The following is a 17,697-nucleotide window of genomic DNA, read 5'->3' on the forward strand; positions in this document are numbered from 1 at the left end:
GTGAGGTTATGGGTAAAAAGTTTGCTTTAGGGAAGGGGCTTGGTGCTCTTATTCCTGATGATGTTCAGAGTAATGATTCATCGAATAATTTATTGATTTCATTAAACAAAATTAAAAGCAACAATGAACAACCAAGAAAAGCATTTGATAATGATAAAATTGTTGAATTAGCTGAATCAATAAAACATCATGGAATAATTCAACCGTTAATATTAAAAGAACAAGGGAAAGAGTACGTAATAGTAGCTGGAGAAAGAAGATGGCGTGCAGCAAAACTTTTAGGGTTAAAGGAAGTTCCAGCAATAATTATGGAATTAACTGAAAAGCAAGTGCTAGAGATATCTTTAATTGAAAATATTCAGCGTCAAGATTTGAATCCAATTGAAGAAGCATTAGCTTATAAGAAGTTACTAACAGATTTTAATATCACACAAGAAGAACTTAGCAAGAGAATAGGAAAGTCAAGAACAGCTATAACAAATAATCTAAGATTAATTAATTTAGATGATAGAGTTCAACAATACCTAATTGAAGGAGTTATATCAGAAGGTCATGGAAGGACATTGTTAGGAATAACAGATGGTGATCTTCAGTATGAAATTTCTCAAAAGATTATTGATGAAAAACTTTCTGTAAGAGAAGTTGAAAGATTAATAAAGAATATCTTAGATAGTGATAATAATCGAAAAAAGGTTAACAATAATAATGAGTTAAATCCATATTATAAAGATGTTAGAGATAAGCTACAAGATTATTTTGGAACAAAAGTTAAGTTGAGTAGTAAAAATAATAAAGGAAAAATTGAAATAGAGTATTACTCTGAAGAAGATCTTCAAAGAATATTAGATATAATTAATATATAAATGTTTCACGTGAAACATTTTATGAAAGGATGAAAATCGTTGTGGAAAGTGTTATAAATAGTTTAAATGAGTATATACCATATATACTTGGAGGGATGTCAGTTATTATACTACTACTATTTATATTAGTCATAGTATTATTTAAGTCAGTAAATAAATTGGAAAACAAGTATAGAAGATTAATGAGGGGAACTTCAGGTAAGAATTTAGAAGAGTTATTGATAAGCCAGTTAGAGAATATAGAGAAAGCAAATAGTAATTCTCAAGAAGCATTAGATAGATGTGCAGATATGAGAGAAAGAATAAAGGAATGTGTTCAAAAGATTGCTATAATGAGGTATAAAGCGTTTGAAGATGTAGGAAGTGATTTGAGTTTCTCTGTAGCTATTTTAGATGAAAATAACGATGGAGTAATGTTAACAGGAATTTATGGGAGACAAGAAAGTACTACTTATGCAAAACCGATTGATAAAGGAATATCAAGATATGATCTTTCAGAGGAAGAAATATATGTTTTAAATGAAGCTACTAATAAAAGTAGTAAATAAAAGAGATGGGAAACCATCTCTTTTATTGTTGTAACCTAAGAATAGATAAGTTATTAACAAAGCTTCATAAAATAGATTGAGATATTCTATTAGGAGCAGAATCCATTAAACATTTGGAAATGTAATGATATCTTCGATATATTGAGTTGAACTACTATTTCCAGATGACTTTAATATGAAGTGGTATATACCAGCAGATATACAATCAGCTAATTCCATTACTATATAAAGTCTTGTATTTTGTAATACCATGAATTCGAAACTGCCAGAAATATTAACGATTCCAGTAATACTCATGTTGCCGACTGGAGGAAGTTTTCTATTAACTGCCAACCCAGGATGGAGTGGTTTCCTATCAATAAAAATCTTCCCTATATTTTGAAAGCTTCCAAGACAAGCATCAACAGCAATAATAAATGGATCGTCAAAGTTCTCGTATATTCTTTGAATAATTATTTCTAAGTTTTTAGAATGAATTGGATTACTTAAACTACCATAAATATAAAAGTTTTTCTTTTTAAGATATCGTAATTTATAGCCAATTAAAGGACCCAATGAGTCACCGGTAGAACGATCTGTGCCGATACATAGGAAAATTATACACTTGCCAGATTTAATTATTGGTTTAAGTTCTTTATATAAATAATCTCTAATCTTTTCATATGAATTTGGAATATTAGAATCAACAGAAAAACATGTACTCATAAAACAACCTCCTATAATGGAATTATTTCCAATACAGGAGGTTGTTATGCAAGAAATTAAAGATTATCTCTCAATTTACTTAATATGTTTAAGGTGTTATATATGTCAGTTTCTGAATTGAAATAACTTAAGCTAAGCCTAACAGTTCCAGTTGGATATGTGCCAATAGCCTTATGTGCTAAAGGTGCACAATGCAATCCAGAACGGGTTTTTATTCCGTTAGAATCTAAAAAATAAGAAACTTCAGAAGGATCTAGAGATTTATGATTAATAGACAAACATGTTGTTGATTTTTTGTTATCTAAGTCACCATATACTGTAAGATCATCTATATTTAAAATTCCATCAAGTAAAATAGATCTGAGATAGCTTATTTTCTCCCTTATCGTATTAATTCCTATCTGATTAATAAAATCAATACCGCTAGATAATCCAATTATACCAGGCATATTCATGGTTCCAGATTCAAATTTATCAGGCAAAAAAGACGGCTGCTTTAATGAATAGGATAAGCTGCCAGTACCACCGCTGAGCAGGGGAGAGCATTCAGTGTTAAGTTTGTCATCAATAACAAAGCCACCAGTTCCTTGTGGGCCAAGTAAACTTTTATGGCCTGTAAAGGCGATTGCATTAGCTTTAATTTTATTAATATCAATATCTAATACGCCTGCAGACTGGGCTGAGTCTACAACAAAAAAGATATTGGAATCCTTACAAATTGTACCGATAGTGTCTATATCTTGGATTGAACCAGTAACATTAGATGCATGGGAAATAACACACATTTTAGTATTAGGTTTAATTAAATTTTTTATATTCATTGGATTGATAAAACCTAATTCATCAGCATGTACCAGATCAACAGATATTCCAAGATTTTGTAGGTCTGATAACGGCCTTAATATTGAATTGTGCTCCATGCATGATGATATCACGTGATCACCAGGCTTTAGGGTTCCTCTAAGTAGGATATTTAAAGAACTGGTTATATTATTTGTGAAGATTATATTACTTGGTTTATCGAATTTAAAAAAATCAGCTATTTTTTCTCTAGCTAATAAAAGTTTTCTGCTACTATCTAATGAATTAGAATAATTTGATCTGTTTGCATTGCCACCAATATTAATAAGATAATCATAAATTGAATCTGCAACTGCTTTAGGTTTTGGAAAAGTGGTGCTTGCATTATCTAAATATATATTCATAAAAACTCCTTTTGAATCTAATTACTATTCTTCATAATTTTATGCTATTGTAAAAATAATAATACATAATTAAGAAATGAGAAAGTTTTTTTATATATAATAGAATTATCATAGCTTTATAAAATATAAAAAATATATATAATAGAGATATAAATTATATTTTTAACTTTAGGAGGGAAATATGGAATACTACGTAATTGTATATAAGAACACACATGATGCAATGTTAGCAGAAAAGAAATTAACTGAGAATAATTTTGATTTCAAGATAATGCCAACTCCAACATCGATAACTCAAAGTTGTGGTATATGTACTAGATTTGAAAAGGAAAATGAAATAACAAACATAATAGAGAATAATATAATTGAGTATAAGAATATATATAAAAAAACAAAAGAAGGATTTAAGACAATTTAATGCAAGGAGAAAGTAGAATATGCTTATAAATTTAGATTTAGGATATGACAACTTTAATGTAGGTGGTATAACTTTTAGTGTAGCCGAAGTTGAAGGCCTAATAAATCAGGGAATAAGAATAATTATTATATTAATATTAATGTATTTAACTATAAAAATTGGTAAGAGAATAATTGATAAGTTTGTAGAACGTCAAATTAAAAGCAATGCAAGATTTAGCATGGACAATCAAAAAGCAAAAACCATAGGAGGGGTATTAAAGAGTGTGTTAAGATATGTAACATACTTTTCAGGGCTCGCTCTAATATTAGCTGATTTCTTTGGAGGAATGTCAGTTGCAATGGCTAGTGTTGGGGGTGTTGCTTTAGGGTTTGGAGCTCAAAGTCTTGTGAAAGATGTAATTAATGGTTTCTTTATTTTATTTGAAGATCACTATGGCGTTGGAGATCACGTGACTATAGGAAATTTCACAGGAATAGTGGAAACAATAGGGATAAGAACCACTTCTATAAGAGATTTTACTGGAGACTTACATCTGATTCCAAATGGAACTATAACAACAGTAACTAATCATTCAAGGGGAAATATAAAGTTTATAGTAGATGTAGAAGTATCTTATGAGGAAAATATAGATAATGTAATTGGAATAATATCAGAAGTAACAAAGAAATTTGAAGAAAGAAATGAAGATATTACAAGTCCTATCGAAGTGTTAGGAGTGAATTCAGTAAATCCATCTAAATCAAGTATGATAATAAGAGTTTCTGGAGGTAGTAAACCGTTAAAACAATGGAGTATGGAAAGAAAATTAAGAAAAGAAATAAAGGGTGCTTTTGATGAGAAGGGAATAAAGGTTCCACAACTTATAACAGAACCTATAATAAAGAAGGAGGATAAATATGATAGATAATTTTAATTTAGGCGATGTGGTTGAAATGAAAAAACAACATCCATGTGGAAGTTACGAATTTGAAGTAATTAGATTAGGTGCAGATATAAAGATAAAGTGTACGGGATGTGGAAGGATAATTATGATTCCGAGATCGAAATTTGTTAAAGGAGCAAAGAAAATAATAAAAAGTGTAGTTTAATAAAAAATACTTGAAAAAAAGAATGTGAAATGATAAAATAATAAATTGTAATCCCTGCTGTGCAAAGCACAGCCGTTAGTCCGAGGGGAGGAGGTGAATAAGATGAGAAAGTACGAAACTATATTCATACTAAGCCCATCATTTGATGAAGAAACTGTTAAAACTAACATCGAAAAGTTTAAGGGTGTAATAGAAAATGGTGGCGGAACTGTTGAAAATGTTGATTTCTGGGGTAAGAGAAAACTTGCTTACGAAATTGCAAAAGTAAACGAAGGTTACTATACATTAGTTAACTTTACTGCTGGTCCAGAATTACCAAGAGAATTAGATAGAATATTCAGAATTACTGATGGAGTTATCAGACACATCATCGTTAAAGAAGAAGCATAATTGGAGGAATTGTAATGAATAAGGTTGTTCTTATAGGAAGACTTACAAAAGATCCAGAATTAAGATTTGCTGCTGGAAGTGGAACTGCTGTAAGTAGATTCACAGTAGCTGTAAATAGACAGTTCAAAAAAGATGAAACAGATTTTATTAATTGCGTAGCATTTGGTAAAACTGCGGAAACAATATCTCAATACCTTACCAAAGGTAGACAAATAGCTGTTACAGGAAGTATCAGAACAGGTAGCTATGATGCTCAAGATGGTTCAAAAAGATATACTACAGATGTTGCTGTAGAAAGTTTTGAATTCATAGGTTCTAATGGTGGAGCTAGAGATAATGCTGATTCATTTAATGGCGGATATGATAATACTGATTATTCGGCTAGACCAAAGAACGATGCGTTCAGTGGTGGAAGCTTTAATGACGACATAACTCCTGTAGATGATGGAGATATGCCATTCTAAAAATCAAGGTAAGGAGGGAAATATCATGAGAGATAGCAGAAGACCAGGTGGTAAGATGAGAAGATCTAAGAGAAAAGTTTGTGCTTTTTGTGTTGATAAGGCTGAAAGTATAGATTATAAAGATGTTGCTAAGTTAAGAAAGTATGTTACTGAAAGAGGTAAGATATTACCAAGAAGAATTTCTGGAACATGTGCTAAGCACCAAAGACAATTAACTGACGCAGTTAAGAGATCAAGAAATATAGCATTATTACCATTTACAACAGAATAGTAATAACAGCCTCTGATGGATATCAGAGGTTTTTTTGTTACAAAAAAATATATTACAATATATGTAAAAAAACGTAACTATTGTTGCATTACTTCACAAAAAAAATTACAATATATATACAAAGAGAAATAGGAGTGAATATAATGAAGCATAGAGAACTTAATATTATGGCTAATGTAAAAATAATTGAAAATTTAAAAGCTCAGTTACTTTGTATTATTGGAGAATTTTTTAGATTATTAACAAAAGGAAGTAATGTTGCGCAGGATGCAATATTAGACTGTATATCAGGTGCTATAATAATTCTTTATGTATTAGGTAGAAAGCTTGGTTACTCTTTACCAGAGATAGATCATGTCATGAAAAGTAAATTGGATATGGGAATAAAGGCAGAGGATGAAGTTGAAAAGGAAGGTAAAAGCCTTAGTGAATTGAAGAATTATATAAGTAAAAGGAGAGATTAATTTTATCTAGGAGGCTAATATATGAAAAAGCTAATAAGTCATCCATATCTGAGGCAGTTGATTCTAGTTAGCATCATTGTTGTATGCTGGTGCTTTAATTTTTTAACACTTGGAGTTGCAGCATTTATGTTGTACTTAGGAGATAATTTCTTTTTTATTAGAAAATATTATAAGAATCAAAATGAAGTCCAAAAGTTTGTTAGTTACTTAGATGAAAGTTTATCAAGTAACTTTTGCAATTTAAATATACCAGTAGTTTTAGTTGATGAATTTGGTGAAATTGTTTGGAACAATTTTAATTTTATTGATTTGAATAAAGGAGAAACTCAAGTTGGTAATAATATTACAGGTTTAATTAGAGGTTTAGATATTAATAAATTATTTGAAGAGAAAGATAAAAGTCATCAAAGACTCAATTTTAATAACACTCTTTATGATATAAGTAGCAGTGATGTTGTAAATGAAAATCAAAAACTTAAATTAATTTATTTTAATGATATAACTCATTTAATAGATTCACAAATGTCTAAGGATAGCTTAAGAGAAGCTGTAATATTAATAGAAGTAGATAACTTAAATGAAGTGTTAGATGTAACTGATGAAGGTGATAGACCTTTAGTAGTTGCTGAGGTTGAAAGAAAAATAAATGCTTATGCTCAAAGAATAGGCGCAATGATAAGGAAATATGATACGAATAAATATGTTTTATCGGTTCAAGATAGATATATTCAAGAAGAGATTGAGAATAAGTTTTCTATACTAGATGAAATTTCAAAGATAAATAAAGGAAATAGAATGGAACTGACACTTAGTATAGGGATTGGACGTGGTGGAATGTCCCCATATGAGAATAATGGATATGCAACGGTTGCTAAAGAACTTGCTTTAGGTAGAGGTGGAGATCAAGTAGTTATTAAAAGTAATGAGGAAATAAAGTTTTTTGGTGGAAATACTAAAGAATTTGAAAAGAGGACTAGAGTAAGAGCAAGAGTTGTTTCTCATGCCTTAAAAGAATTAATATATGAGAGCAGCAATGTATTTATTTTAGGTCATAAAAATCCTGATATGGATTGCTTTGGATCAGCTGTTGCACTATCGTCTACAATAAGACAGCTTGGAAAGAGATGCAATATTGTGATAAATGATGATACAAATCCTATTAATTATTTTTTAGATAAATTAAAGAAAAATGAAAAATATAAGAATGTATTTATTTCAGCTGAAGAAGCGTATAAACTGATCGATGAAAATACTTTAGTAGTTATAGTGGATGTTCATAATAGAAGTTACGTAAGCAATTTAGATATAATAGAAAAGGTTAAGAGAAAAGTAATAATAGATCATCATAGAAGAAGTGCAGACATAATAGAGGGAACTATGTTAAACTATATTGAAGTGTATGCTTCTTCAACGTCAGAGATGATAACAGAAATTATTCAATACATAACAGATAGACCTCAATTGTCAAAAGAGGATGCAGAAGGTCTCTTAGCTGGAATATTTATGGATACTAAAAGGTTTTCTTTTAAAACTGGAGTTAGGACATTTGAAGCTGCATCATTTTTGAGAAATAAGGGTGCAGATACTATTGAAGTAAAAAAAATGTTTACTGATAATTTAGAGGATTACCTGACTATAGCAGAGACAATCAAATCTGCCAAAGTGGATAAGGAAAATAATACAGCTATAGCAATCTGTCCTGATAATGTAGATACAGTAATTGTCGCAAAAGCGGCAGATGAATTGTTAAATATATCAGGAATATTAGCTTGCTTTGTTCTCGCAAATATAAATAATGAAATTTATATTAGTGGTAGATCTACAGGAGATATAAATGTGCAAGTTGTATTAGAAGCCCTTGGCGGTGGCGGACACATGAATATAGCAGGAGCCAAATTAGACAATGTTAGTATAGAAGAAGCATTAGAAAAATTGAAAGAAGCAATGACGAAATATTTAAGGGTAGGTGAATAGATAATGAAGGTAATTTTATTACAAGATGTTAAAAGTATTGGTAAAAAAGGTGATGTTATAAATACATCAGATGGATATGCTAGAAATTTTTTGTTTCCAAGAAAATTAGCAGAGGAAGCAACTGATTCAAATCTTCATATTTTAAATAATAAAAAAGAAAATGAAAGAAAGCAAAAACTTGCTGAAATAGAAGCAGCACAAAAGTTAGCTGGAGAATTAAAAGGGAAGATAGTAAAAATAACAAGCAAAACTGGCGAAAGTGGAAAATTATTTGGAGCAATTACAAGCAAGGATGTAGCAGCATTAATAAAAACACAATATAAGGTTACAGTAGATAAGAAAAAGATTGTTATGGACACAATAAAGGTTGCAGGAGAATATGAAATAGAAGTTAAATTGTACCCAGAAGTATCGACTAAAATGAAAGTTAATATTGTTCCGCAACAATAAGGAGGAATATTAGTGAGCTTAAAAGATGAAGAAAATTTTTTACAAGAAGTATTACATGGAGATTTAACACAACAATCACAAGTAAATGTATTATTTGAGGTATTAGGAAATGTACTAGAAAAGGGTGCAATTAGGGCTAGGACAATAAAATATAAACTTAAAAAGTATGTAGACTCAATAAATATATGTGAAAGAGTATATGCTTTAAATGTAATTGCATCCGATGGAAAAGGTCTAAAAGTAGTGCCATCAGAAGACGAAATAGATAGTGTGTTAGAGGATACTGTTGATTTTGTCGCTGAAGCTATAGCTAGAAAATATGTGCAAAGTCAAATAGAAACTAAAGTTGAACAATCAATAATAGAAAAACAAGAAAAGTATATGGATGAAATAAGATTATCTGTATTAAAGAAAGAAAAGGGAAGCGAAAATAATAAAACTAAGAAAAAGTATGATGAATTAGTTAGTTTAGATCAAAAGGTGACTAGTAAGAATATAATGAGTTTTTTAAGACCAGAGGAATTATATGAGGTAGTAGGGCAAGAGAGGGCTGTAAAATCTCTTATTTCTAAGCTATCATCACCATATCCTCAACATATAATATTATATGGACCACCAGGGGTTGGTAAGACGACAGCAGCAAGATTAGCATTAAAGGAAACTAGAAAATTAGAATTTACTCCTTTTAATGAAGAATCTAAATTTGTTGAAGTTGATGGTACAACTTTAAGATGGGACCCAAGAGAAATTACTAATCCATTATTAGGATCAGTACATGATCCAATATATCAAGGGAGTAAGAGGGACTTAGCAGAAATAGGAGTTCCAGAACCAAAACCAGGATTAGTTACAGAAGCTCATGGTGGCATATTGTTCATAGATGAAATAGGAGAGTTAGATACTATATTACAAAATAAGTTGCTAAAGGTGTTAGAGGATAAAAGAGTAGAATTCTCATCTTCATATTATGATCCTGATGATGAAAATACACCAAAGTATATAAAATATCTTTTTGATAAAGGGGCTCCGGCCGACTTTGTATTAATTGGTGCGACTACTAGAGAACCTAGGGATATTAATCCTGCTCTTAGATCAAGATGTACGGAAGTTTTTTTTGAACCATTATCGGCAAAGGATATTGAAGAAATTGTTGATAATGCGGCAAGAAAATTGAATGTTAAGTTAGAAGATGGAGTATCTGAATTTATTAGCAGATATACAATAGAAGGTAGAAAAGCTGTAAATATATTAACTGATGCATATGGTCTTGCGTTATATAATGAAAAAAGAGTAGAAGTTGAAGGAATTGAAATTAGATTAGCCCACGTAGAAGAGGTTATTTCAATTGGAAGATATACTCCATTTGAAAGAAATAATGATGAAAGTAAATTTGAAGTTGGGCATGTGTATGGGCTTGGAGTAAGTGGTTTCTTAGGATCTACTATAGAAATAGAAGCAGCTGTTTTCGAAGCAAAGAAAACAGGCGCAGGGACAGTTAGATTTAATGAAACTGCTGGTTCAATGGCTAAGGACTCTGTGTTTAATGCAGCATCTGTAATAAGAAAGATTACAGATAAGGATATTAGAGATTTTGATATTCATGTAAATGTAATTGGTGGAGGAAAAATAGATGGTCCTTCAGCAGGTGCCGCTATTACTGTATGTGTAATTAGTGCCTTATTGAATAAAGGAATAAGACAAGATGTAGCTATTACAGGAGAGATATCTTTAAGAGGGAATATAAAACCAGTGGGTGGAATATTTGAAAAGGTATATGGAGCAAGAAGAAAAGGAATTAAATTAGTTATGGTTCCAAAGGATAATGAAAAGGAAATCCCAACAGGATTAACAGATATAGAAGTAAAAGCAATTAATAGAATAGAAGAATTAATTGACATAGTATTAGAAAAATAGAATGGAGGGGTACTCTTGGAGACTTCGACAATGAGAAGTTTACCACATAGTATAGAAGCTGAACAATCTGTAATTGGATCTATGATTATAGATAAAAGTGCAATAGCCGAAGTTGTAGAAAAATTAGGAGAGAATGATTTTTACAGAGATGGGCATAAGGTAATATATAAGGCTATATTTGAAATGTTTAAGAATGATATGGCTGTAGATCTTGTAACTTTACTAGAATACTTAAAGTCTAATGATCAATTAGAGAATGCAGGTGGAGTAACTTATATCACAGAAGTAAGTTCTTCAGTTCCTACTACAGCCAATCTTTCTTCATATATAAAAATTGTAGAAGAGAAATCCTTACTTAGAAAACTAATAAAAGCATCTACTAAAATCATAGAAGATAGCTATAATAGGCAAGGAGAAGTAGAAGAGGTATTAGATCAAGCTGAAAAGAAAATATTTGATATAGCAGAGAAAAAGACTACCAATGATTTTGAACCTTTAAGCGTTGTATTAGAAAGAGGATTTATTGAAATAGAAAGGCTTTTCAATAATAAGGGTGAAGTTACAGGAGTAAGTTCTGGAATAAAAGATTTAGATGATAAAACTTCAGGATTTCAAAAAGGTGATATGGTACTTATTGCAGCAAGACCTTCAATGGGTAAAACAACTTTTGCACTTAATATCGCAGAACATGCAGCGCTTAGATCAGGTAAGAGTGTAGTAATATTTTCTCTAGAAATGCCAAAGCAACAGCTTGCATATAAATTATTATGTTCAGAGGCTAATGTAGATATGCTTAGCCTTAGAACAGGAGAGCTTGATGATAGGGACTGGGAAAATATAGCTAGAGCAACAGGCCCGTTATCAAAAGCTAAGATATACATAGATGATACTGCTGGAGTTTCAGTAATGGAAATGAGATCTAAGTGCAGAAGAATAAAGATGGAACACGGTATTGACCTGATATTAATAGACTATCTTCAATTAATGTCAGGATCATCAACAGAGAACAGGCAACAAGAGGTATCTGAAATATCAAGATCTATAAAAGCATTGGCTAAGGAAATGGAGTGTCCAGTCATAGCATTATCACAGCTATCTCGTGCGCCAGAGCAAAGAGCTGACCATAGACCAATGTTATCTGACTTAAGAGAATCAGGGTCTATAGAGCAGGATGCTGATGTTGTTATGTTCCTATATAGAGATGAGTATTATAATAAGGAATCAGAAGACAAAGGCGTAGCTGAATGTATAATAGCAAAGCAAAGAAATGGTCCAGTAGGAACGGTTAAAATGGCTTGGCTTGGTCAATTCAGTAAGTTTGGTAATTTAGATGTTGTTCAATAATGAATAACATATACTTGGGGGTGTCTAGATGAACAAGAAAATAGGATTTATAGGTTGTGGAAACATGGGTGGTGCCATGGTTGGAGGATTAATTAAATCAGGGTTTATAAGAAAAGAAGATTTAATAGTATCTACAAAGACTGAAGCCTCTGGAAGCAATTTAAAAAAGAATTTTGGTGTGGAAACAACATTATCAAATAAAATAGTTGCAGAGCAGTCAGATATTCTAATTTTAGCAGTGAAGCCATTTCTATACAAGAAGGTAATAGAAGAAATAAAGGAATGTCTATCTAAAGATAAGGTTATAGTGACTATTGCTGCAGGAGTAACTATTAATAGTATGGAATATTGGCTTGGAGAGGGCTATAAGATAGTAAGGACAATGCCAAACACACCAGCGCTTGTTGGAGAGGCTATGTCAGCTATATGTGCCAATAAAAACGTATCTGAAGAAGATATGGACTATGTGTTTAAGATTTATAAAAGTTTTGGAGATTATGTTGAATTAGAAGAGAAGGATTTTGATGGATTTATAGCGTTATGCGGTTCATCTCCTGCTTATGTCTTCATGTTTATTGAGGCTATGGCAGATGCAGCAGTTAAACTTGGAATACCTAGAGCAAAAGCTTATAAAATGGCATCAAAGAGTGTTCTAGGATCAGCAAAAATGGTATTAGATACAGGAAAACATCCAGGAGAACTTAAGGATATGGTTTGTTCTCCTGCAGGAACAACAATAGATGCTGTAGTAGAGCTAGAAAAGCAAGGATTTAGAAGTGCCGTTATTGAAGCTATGATAAAGTGTGCTGAAAAATCGAAATCAATGTAGATTTAATAGAAGGAATTGAAGTTAATTAAATTTAACCTCAATTCCTTTTTTGCATTATTATACGAATTATTTTCAGAATAAATAAAAAAATATTCGACTTATTATTGACCTATTGAATTCACTTTGCTAGTATGAAAGGTGGAGAGAATTCATAAGGAGGCAATGTATATGTCAGCATTTATTGTTTTAGGAGCTCAATGGGGAGATGAAGGAAAAGGTAAGATGACAGACTATCTTGCAGAAGAAGCAGATGTAGTTGTTAGATTCCAAGGAGGTAATAATGCAGGTCATACTGTAGAAGTTGGAGATAAGCAATACAAGCTTCACTTAATACCTTCAGGTATACTATATGATGATAAACTAAATGTTATTGGAAATGGTGTTGTAGTAGACCCTAAGGCCTTATTTGAAGAGATAGGATATCTAGAAAAAGAGGGTGTCAAGGTTACACCTGAAAAATTAATAATAAGTGATAGAGCACATCTAATAATGCCTTATCATAAGATTTTAGATAAGTTAAAAGAAGAAGCTAGAGGAAAAAATGATATTGGAACAACAGGAAAAGGAATAGGACCTTGTTATACTGATAAAATAGAAAGATGTGGCATAAGAATCTGTGATCTTATGCATGAAGATGTTTTCGAGGAGAAGTTAAGAGAAAATGTAGCTATGAAAAATTCATATATAACAAAAGTATATGGAGGGGAAGCACTTGATGTAGAAAAAGTTTTAATGGATTTTAAGGAATATGCTAGAAAGATAAAACCTTTTGTTAAGGATACATCCGTACAAGTATATGATGGCATAAAAGCAAATAAAACTGTTCTATTTGAAGGCGCTCAAGGGATGTTATTAGATATAGACCATGGTACATATCCATATGTAACATCATCAAATACTACAGCTGGTGGCGTTAGTAATGGAGTTGGCATAGGTCCAAATCTAATTACAAGTGCAGTTGGAATAGCTAAAGCTTATACAACAAGAGTAGGAAAAGGACCTTTTCCTACAGAATTGAACGATGAAACTGGAGAATGGATAAGAGAAAAAGGCCATGAATATGGGGTAACTACAGGAAGATCAAGAAGATGTGGTTGGCTTGATTTAGTTATTGTAAAATCTGCTACAAGAGTTAGTGGATTAACATCATTAGCTGTTACCAAAATAGATACATTAGCAGGATTAGAAAAAATAAAAGTATGCGTAGGATATAAGTTTAATGATGAAGTTTTAGACTATTTCCCTGCTAGTTTAGATGATTTAGCTAAATGTGAACCTATATATGAAGAATTTGATGGTTGGGATGAATCAGTAGCTGATGCTAGAAGCTATGATAATTTGCCTGAAAATGCAAAAAAATATTTAAGAAGAATAGCTGAATTTACTGAAACAAAAATATCAATAGTTTCAGTTGGACCAAAGAGAGATCAAACTATTAGAATAGATGAACTTTAATTCCGACTATTTTACTTGACATTAATTCATGTATAAAATATAATTTCTATATAAGAATATTAATATATAGAAATTAAAGAGGTGAATTAAATGATAACTAAGGATATGACAATAGGTGAAGTTATAAAAATCGATCCTAATAAGGCTGAAGTATTAATGAGCTTTGGAATGGGTTGTGTTGGATGTCCTTCAGCACAAGCAGAAACTATAGAAGAAGCAGCTATGGTTCATGGTCTAAATTTAGATCAATTGATGGAAGCTTTAAATAAATAACATAAAAAGTTGTCTCGTAACAGAGGCAACTTTTTTCTTTGGTGTGAACAGTATGAGACGTTAAAAACATAATTATGGTAAAATAGAATTAGTAAGAAAAAGAAAGAGGGATGGTATGGCAAAGAGTTACACAAAAAAATATGAAGTAAATTATCATGATTCAAGTTATAAGTTAAAGTGTAAATTATCATCTATAGTAAACTTCTTATGTGATGTAGGAACAAATCAATCAGAAGTATTAGGTGATACAATAGAAGAAATGATGGCAAAGAATTATGCATGGGTGTTTTATAAATATGATATTAGTATGTATAAATATCCTAGTTATAGAGATGTCATATCAATTACTACAGAACCTATTGGATTTAATAAATTTTATGCATATAGGAAATATTATATCAGAAGTGAAGAGGGAGAATTATTAGGAGAAGCTGTAGCTTTATTTTTCTTAATAAACCTTAAAAGAAGACGTCCAATGAGAATACCGCAAGAACAGTATGAGTTATATGGCGCTGATGATGGTATGAATAGAAACATTGATATGAAGGAAATCAGAAATGTTGAAAAGGAAGATTATCATAAAGAATTTAATATTAGATATAGTGATATTGATTCTAATGGACATGTAAACAATGTTAATTACCTTGAATGGGCGATTGAATCAGTACCAATGGAAGTTGTTAAAGATTATGAAATTAAAGAATTAAAAATTATTTTTGAAAAAGAAACTACTTATGGTGATACTGTTCATGTATCAGCTACCTTAATAAAAGAAGAAAATGAACGATTGATAACTGTTCATTCCATAAAAAACAATGAAGGTAAGGAAGTCACAAAGTTAGAAGCTACATGGGAAAGGGAGTAGTATTAAATACTATTCCCAACTAAGAAGCCTGAATTCCAAGCCCATTGTAAGTTAAATCCTCCACAATCTCCAGTAACATCAAGAATTTCTCCACAAAAATATAAATTTGAAACAATTGTTGACTCTAGTGTTGTAGGGTTAACTTCGTTTGTATTAATGCCACCTACAGTAACCTGAGCATTGGTAAATCCATTAGTATCAGTACAAGTAAAAGTCCATTCCTTAAGTCTCTTAGATAATAGAGATTTGTACTTCCAATCTAATTCATAACAAGGTATGTGAATATCTTTTATACCTATATCTTTCAACAAGATTGGTATAAGTTTTTTATTTATCACTCCTATAAGAGCATTTGATATGCTTCTGTGAGAAAACACCGCTAGGTGGCCTTGCAAAAAGTTATCAATATCCTCAAAAGACTTTTCTGGCATCATATCCACTATAATTTCAACTTTTTTATTCTTATATAAATTTTTTGAGGCTTCAGTTGAAAGCTGAAGTATAGGAGGACCTGATATTCCGTAGTCTGTAAAAAGAATCTCACCAATATCATCTCTTAATATTTTATCATCTACGGAAAGAGATGCTTTACCATTAATCTTTATACCTGAAAGAGCTTTTAAGTAAGGATAATTCAATTTTAATTGAACTATACCCGGCAATGGTTCTACAATAGAGTGTCCAAGGGATTTTGCAAGTTTGTAACCAGATCCATCAGAACCAGTTTTTATAACTGATTTTCCTCCACAGGCTAAAATAAGTTTTCCACAGGTTAAGGAAGGATAATCTTCATTTGTTGTGGATAAAACAAATTTTTTATCCTTGTGGATAGATTTAATTTTGCAATTTATATATAAAGGAATTTCTCTTTCACTTAATGACAACCTAAAGATATCCACAACTGATGAGGCTTGAAGTGATTGTGGATAAAATTTTCCGTTTTCTAATCTAACTAAAGGCAATCCTAATGACAAAAAGAAATTTTCTGTATCTTCAATTGAAAAGTTATCTATGCAATATTTGAAAAAGTCATTATCTTCGCTGCAATAATTTTTATAAGAAAAATTAGCATTTGAAATATTACATCTACCATTACCAGTAGTTAAAATTTTTTTTCCAATTCGATCAGTTGACTCAACGATTGCAACATTTTTTCCTAGATCTTTTGCCATTATTGCTGCCATTATTCCAGAGGCACCACCACCAACGACGATTATATCATGATATATCATAGGTTAATTATCTCCTTCTAAAAAAATATAATGAAACTCTTTATTTAGAGTTTTAACATTAACTGAGTTTACTAAAGTATTTAATAAATAAATTTTAACACAGTAATAGTAGCTATTAAAGGGAGGAATAATAGAAAAGAGGTGATGATAATTGAAAGCTAAGGTTATTATAGATGGTGAAGATAATGGAAAAGAATTTAAAGTTAGAAGAATGACATATACAGAAGTAATAGCTAACTATCCCAATAAACCTGGTACGAAAAACTTTAAGTTTGAAGAAGTTAAGTTAATTAGTGAATGGGAAATTGATGATTTTTTAATTAATAATAGGGAGTTTTTAAAAATAAAATTAAGTAGGGGAATATCTGTGTTTTTATATAAAGCATTAAAAGATTCTATTGAAGATGAAATAAATGAAGATTTAAATATACTTAATTTACTTAGAGATAGATATAGTGTAAATAAAAAGGGGAATTGGAGTAAAGAAATAATATGTATGGTTAACAATAAAATTCCTTTAATGGTTATAGCTACAGGACACAACTTTAAAAGAAGTGGCTATAATATTTTAGTAAATCCAATTTCAAAAGAACATTTTTTAGATGCTGCAGAAAAGGAAATAAAAAAAATTAACGAAGAAATAAAGAGGAAGGAATCTATTATAAACGCTTATTTACAAGCCATTAGTGAGATAAAAAATAGTATGACATCTCAGTAGAAAAATGGTCATGGACAATATAAAATTTGGGGAGAAAAATAAAATTATAAGAAATTTATAAAAAATGTGTTGACACTCTTAATGAATTTCGGTATTATAGTCTATGTGGTCAGCGCCAAAGCATTAGGCAACCACATAGTTACAATTTGGCTCCTTGGTCAAGCGGTTAAGACACCACCCTTTCACGGTGGTAACAGGGGTTCGATTCCCCTAGGAGTCACCAT

Annotated in this window: 21 protein-coding genes and 1 tRNA gene; 19 read left to right on the forward strand and 3 right to left on the reverse strand. The window is 30.9% G+C overall.

All coding sequences use genetic code 11. From position 1 onward, the window contains the following. Positions 1-8 precede the first annotated feature (8 nt). Together H9661_RS17190 and H9661_RS17195 are read left to right on the forward strand one after the other, a co-directional pair. Entirely contained in the window at positions 9-863 is an 855-nt protein-coding gene (locus H9661_RS17190) for a ParB/RepB/Spo0J family partition protein (RefSeq protein WP_143318200.1), read from the forward strand. A gap of 41 nt (positions 864-904) precedes the next feature. Next, a complete protein-coding gene (locus tag H9661_RS17195; protein ID WP_243129653.1) occupies positions 905-1,411 on the forward strand; it encodes a DUF4446 family protein in 507 nt (168 codons plus the stop codon). Positions 1,412-1,516: 105 nt separating this feature from the next. On the opposite strand, the gene yyaC is transcribed toward H9661_RS17195, so the two are convergent. Next, a complete protein-coding gene (gene yyaC, locus H9661_RS17200) occupies positions 1,517-2,116 on the reverse strand; it encodes a spore protease YyaC (protein WP_143318202.1) in 600 nt (199 codons plus the stop codon). Between the two features lie 56 nt (positions 2,117-2,172). Next, positions 2,173-3,321, reverse strand: coding sequence for an aminotransferase class V-fold PLP-dependent enzyme (locus H9661_RS17205; RefSeq protein ID WP_143318203.1), 1,149 nt, complete (start codon positions 3,319-3,321; stop codon positions 2,173-2,175). A gap of 181 nt (positions 3,322-3,502) precedes the next feature. On the opposite strand from H9661_RS17205, the gene H9661_RS17210 reads away from it, so the two are divergent. The 15 genes from H9661_RS17210 (at position 3,503) to H9661_RS17280 (ending at position 15,523) form a co-directional block, all read left to right on the forward strand. After that, entirely contained in the window at positions 3,503-3,739 is a 237-nt protein-coding gene (locus H9661_RS17210; RefSeq protein WP_143318204.1) for a putative Se/S carrier protein, read from the forward strand. Between the two features lie 19 nt (positions 3,740-3,758). Next, positions 3,759-4,649 (forward strand): mechanosensitive ion channel family protein, encoded by an 891-nt coding sequence (locus H9661_RS17215; RefSeq protein WP_143318205.1) that lies wholly within the window; start codon positions 3,759-3,761, stop codon positions 4,647-4,649. Beyond that, positions 4,639-4,830 (forward strand): DUF951 domain-containing protein, encoded by a 192-nt coding sequence (locus tag H9661_RS17220; protein ID WP_143318206.1) that lies wholly within the window; start codon positions 4,639-4,641, stop codon positions 4,828-4,830. The genes H9661_RS17215 and H9661_RS17220 overlap by 11 nt, the downstream gene beginning before the upstream one ends. A 102-nt stretch (positions 4,831-4,932) precedes the next feature. Continuing rightward, the gene (gene rpsF / locus H9661_RS17225) at positions 4,933-5,220 is read left to right on the forward strand and encodes a 30S ribosomal protein S6 (RefSeq protein WP_143318207.1); all 288 of its coding nucleotides are present in this window, start codon (positions 4,933-4,935) and stop codon (positions 5,218-5,220) included. Between the two features lie 14 nt (positions 5,221-5,234). Further along, complete coding sequence (locus H9661_RS17230; protein ID WP_143318208.1) at positions 5,235-5,684, forward strand: single-stranded DNA-binding protein; 450 nt, start codon at positions 5,235-5,237, stop codon at positions 5,682-5,684. Positions 5,685-5,709: 25 nt separating this feature from the next. After that, complete coding sequence (rpsR, locus tag H9661_RS17235; RefSeq protein WP_143318209.1) at positions 5,710-5,955, forward strand: 30S ribosomal protein S18; 246 nt, start codon at positions 5,710-5,712, stop codon at positions 5,953-5,955. Between the two features lie 143 nt (positions 5,956-6,098). Continuing rightward, positions 6,099-6,419 (forward strand): MazG-like family protein, encoded by a 321-nt coding sequence (locus H9661_RS17240; RefSeq protein ID WP_143318210.1) that lies wholly within the window; start codon positions 6,099-6,101, stop codon positions 6,417-6,419. A 21-nt stretch (positions 6,420-6,440) separates the two neighbouring features. Then, a complete protein-coding gene (locus H9661_RS17245) occupies positions 6,441-8,393 on the forward strand; it encodes a DHH family phosphoesterase (RefSeq protein WP_191770021.1) in 1,953 nt (650 codons plus the stop codon). Between the two features lie 3 nt (positions 8,394-8,396). Beyond that, complete coding sequence (gene rplI, locus H9661_RS17250; protein WP_143318212.1) at positions 8,397-8,843, forward strand: 50S ribosomal protein L9; 447 nt, start codon at positions 8,397-8,399, stop codon at positions 8,841-8,843. A 12-nt stretch (positions 8,844-8,855) separates the two neighbouring features. Next, a complete protein-coding gene (gene lonC / locus H9661_RS17255; RefSeq protein ID WP_191770022.1) occupies positions 8,856-10,757 on the forward strand; it encodes a Lon family ATP-dependent protease in 1,902 nt (633 codons plus the stop codon). Between the two features lie 15 nt (positions 10,758-10,772). Beyond that, positions 10,773-12,101, forward strand: coding sequence for a replicative DNA helicase (locus H9661_RS17260; protein ID WP_143318213.1), 1,329 nt, complete (start codon positions 10,773-10,775; stop codon positions 12,099-12,101). A gap of 28 nt (positions 12,102-12,129) precedes the next feature. Further along, entirely contained in the window at positions 12,130-12,930 is an 801-nt protein-coding gene (proC, locus tag H9661_RS17265) for a pyrroline-5-carboxylate reductase (protein WP_143318214.1), read from the forward strand. Between the two features lie 168 nt (positions 12,931-13,098). Continuing rightward, positions 13,099-14,385 (forward strand): adenylosuccinate synthase, encoded by a 1,287-nt coding sequence (locus tag H9661_RS17270; protein ID WP_191770023.1) that lies wholly within the window; start codon positions 13,099-13,101, stop codon positions 14,383-14,385. Between the two features lie 90 nt (positions 14,386-14,475). Further along, on the forward strand, positions 14,476-14,658 hold the full coding sequence (locus tag H9661_RS17275; RefSeq protein ID WP_143318215.1) for a DUF1858 domain-containing protein: 183 nt from the start codon (positions 14,476-14,478) through the stop codon (positions 14,656-14,658). A 115-nt stretch (positions 14,659-14,773) separates the two neighbouring features. Continuing rightward, on the forward strand, positions 14,774-15,523 hold the full coding sequence (locus H9661_RS17280; RefSeq protein ID WP_143318216.1) for an acyl-[acyl-carrier-protein] thioesterase: 750 nt from the start codon (positions 14,774-14,776) through the stop codon (positions 15,521-15,523). 2 nt (positions 15,524-15,525) lie between these two features. Here H9661_RS17280 and H9661_RS17285 read toward each other — a convergent pair whose 3' ends face one another. Further along, positions 15,526-16,755, reverse strand: coding sequence for a BaiN/RdsA family NAD(P)/FAD-dependent oxidoreductase (locus H9661_RS17285; protein WP_191770024.1), 1,230 nt, complete (start codon positions 16,753-16,755; stop codon positions 15,526-15,528). Positions 16,756-16,906: 151 nt separating this feature from the next. Between H9661_RS17285 and H9661_RS17290 the strand changes: the two genes are divergently transcribed. Next, positions 16,907-17,473: a hypothetical protein gene (locus H9661_RS17290; RefSeq protein WP_191770025.1), complete on the forward strand. Its 567-nt coding sequence runs from the start codon at positions 16,907-16,909 to the stop codon at positions 17,471-17,473. Between the two features lie 148 nt (positions 17,474-17,621). Then, positions 17,622-17,696: transfer RNA gene (locus tag H9661_RS17295), tRNA-Glu, on the forward strand. Position 17,697: the final 1 nt, after the last annotated feature.

Source organism: Clostridium cibarium (assembly GCF_014836335.1).
Taxonomy (GTDB): Bacteria; Bacillota; Clostridia; order Clostridiales; family Clostridiaceae; genus Clostridium; species Clostridium cibarium.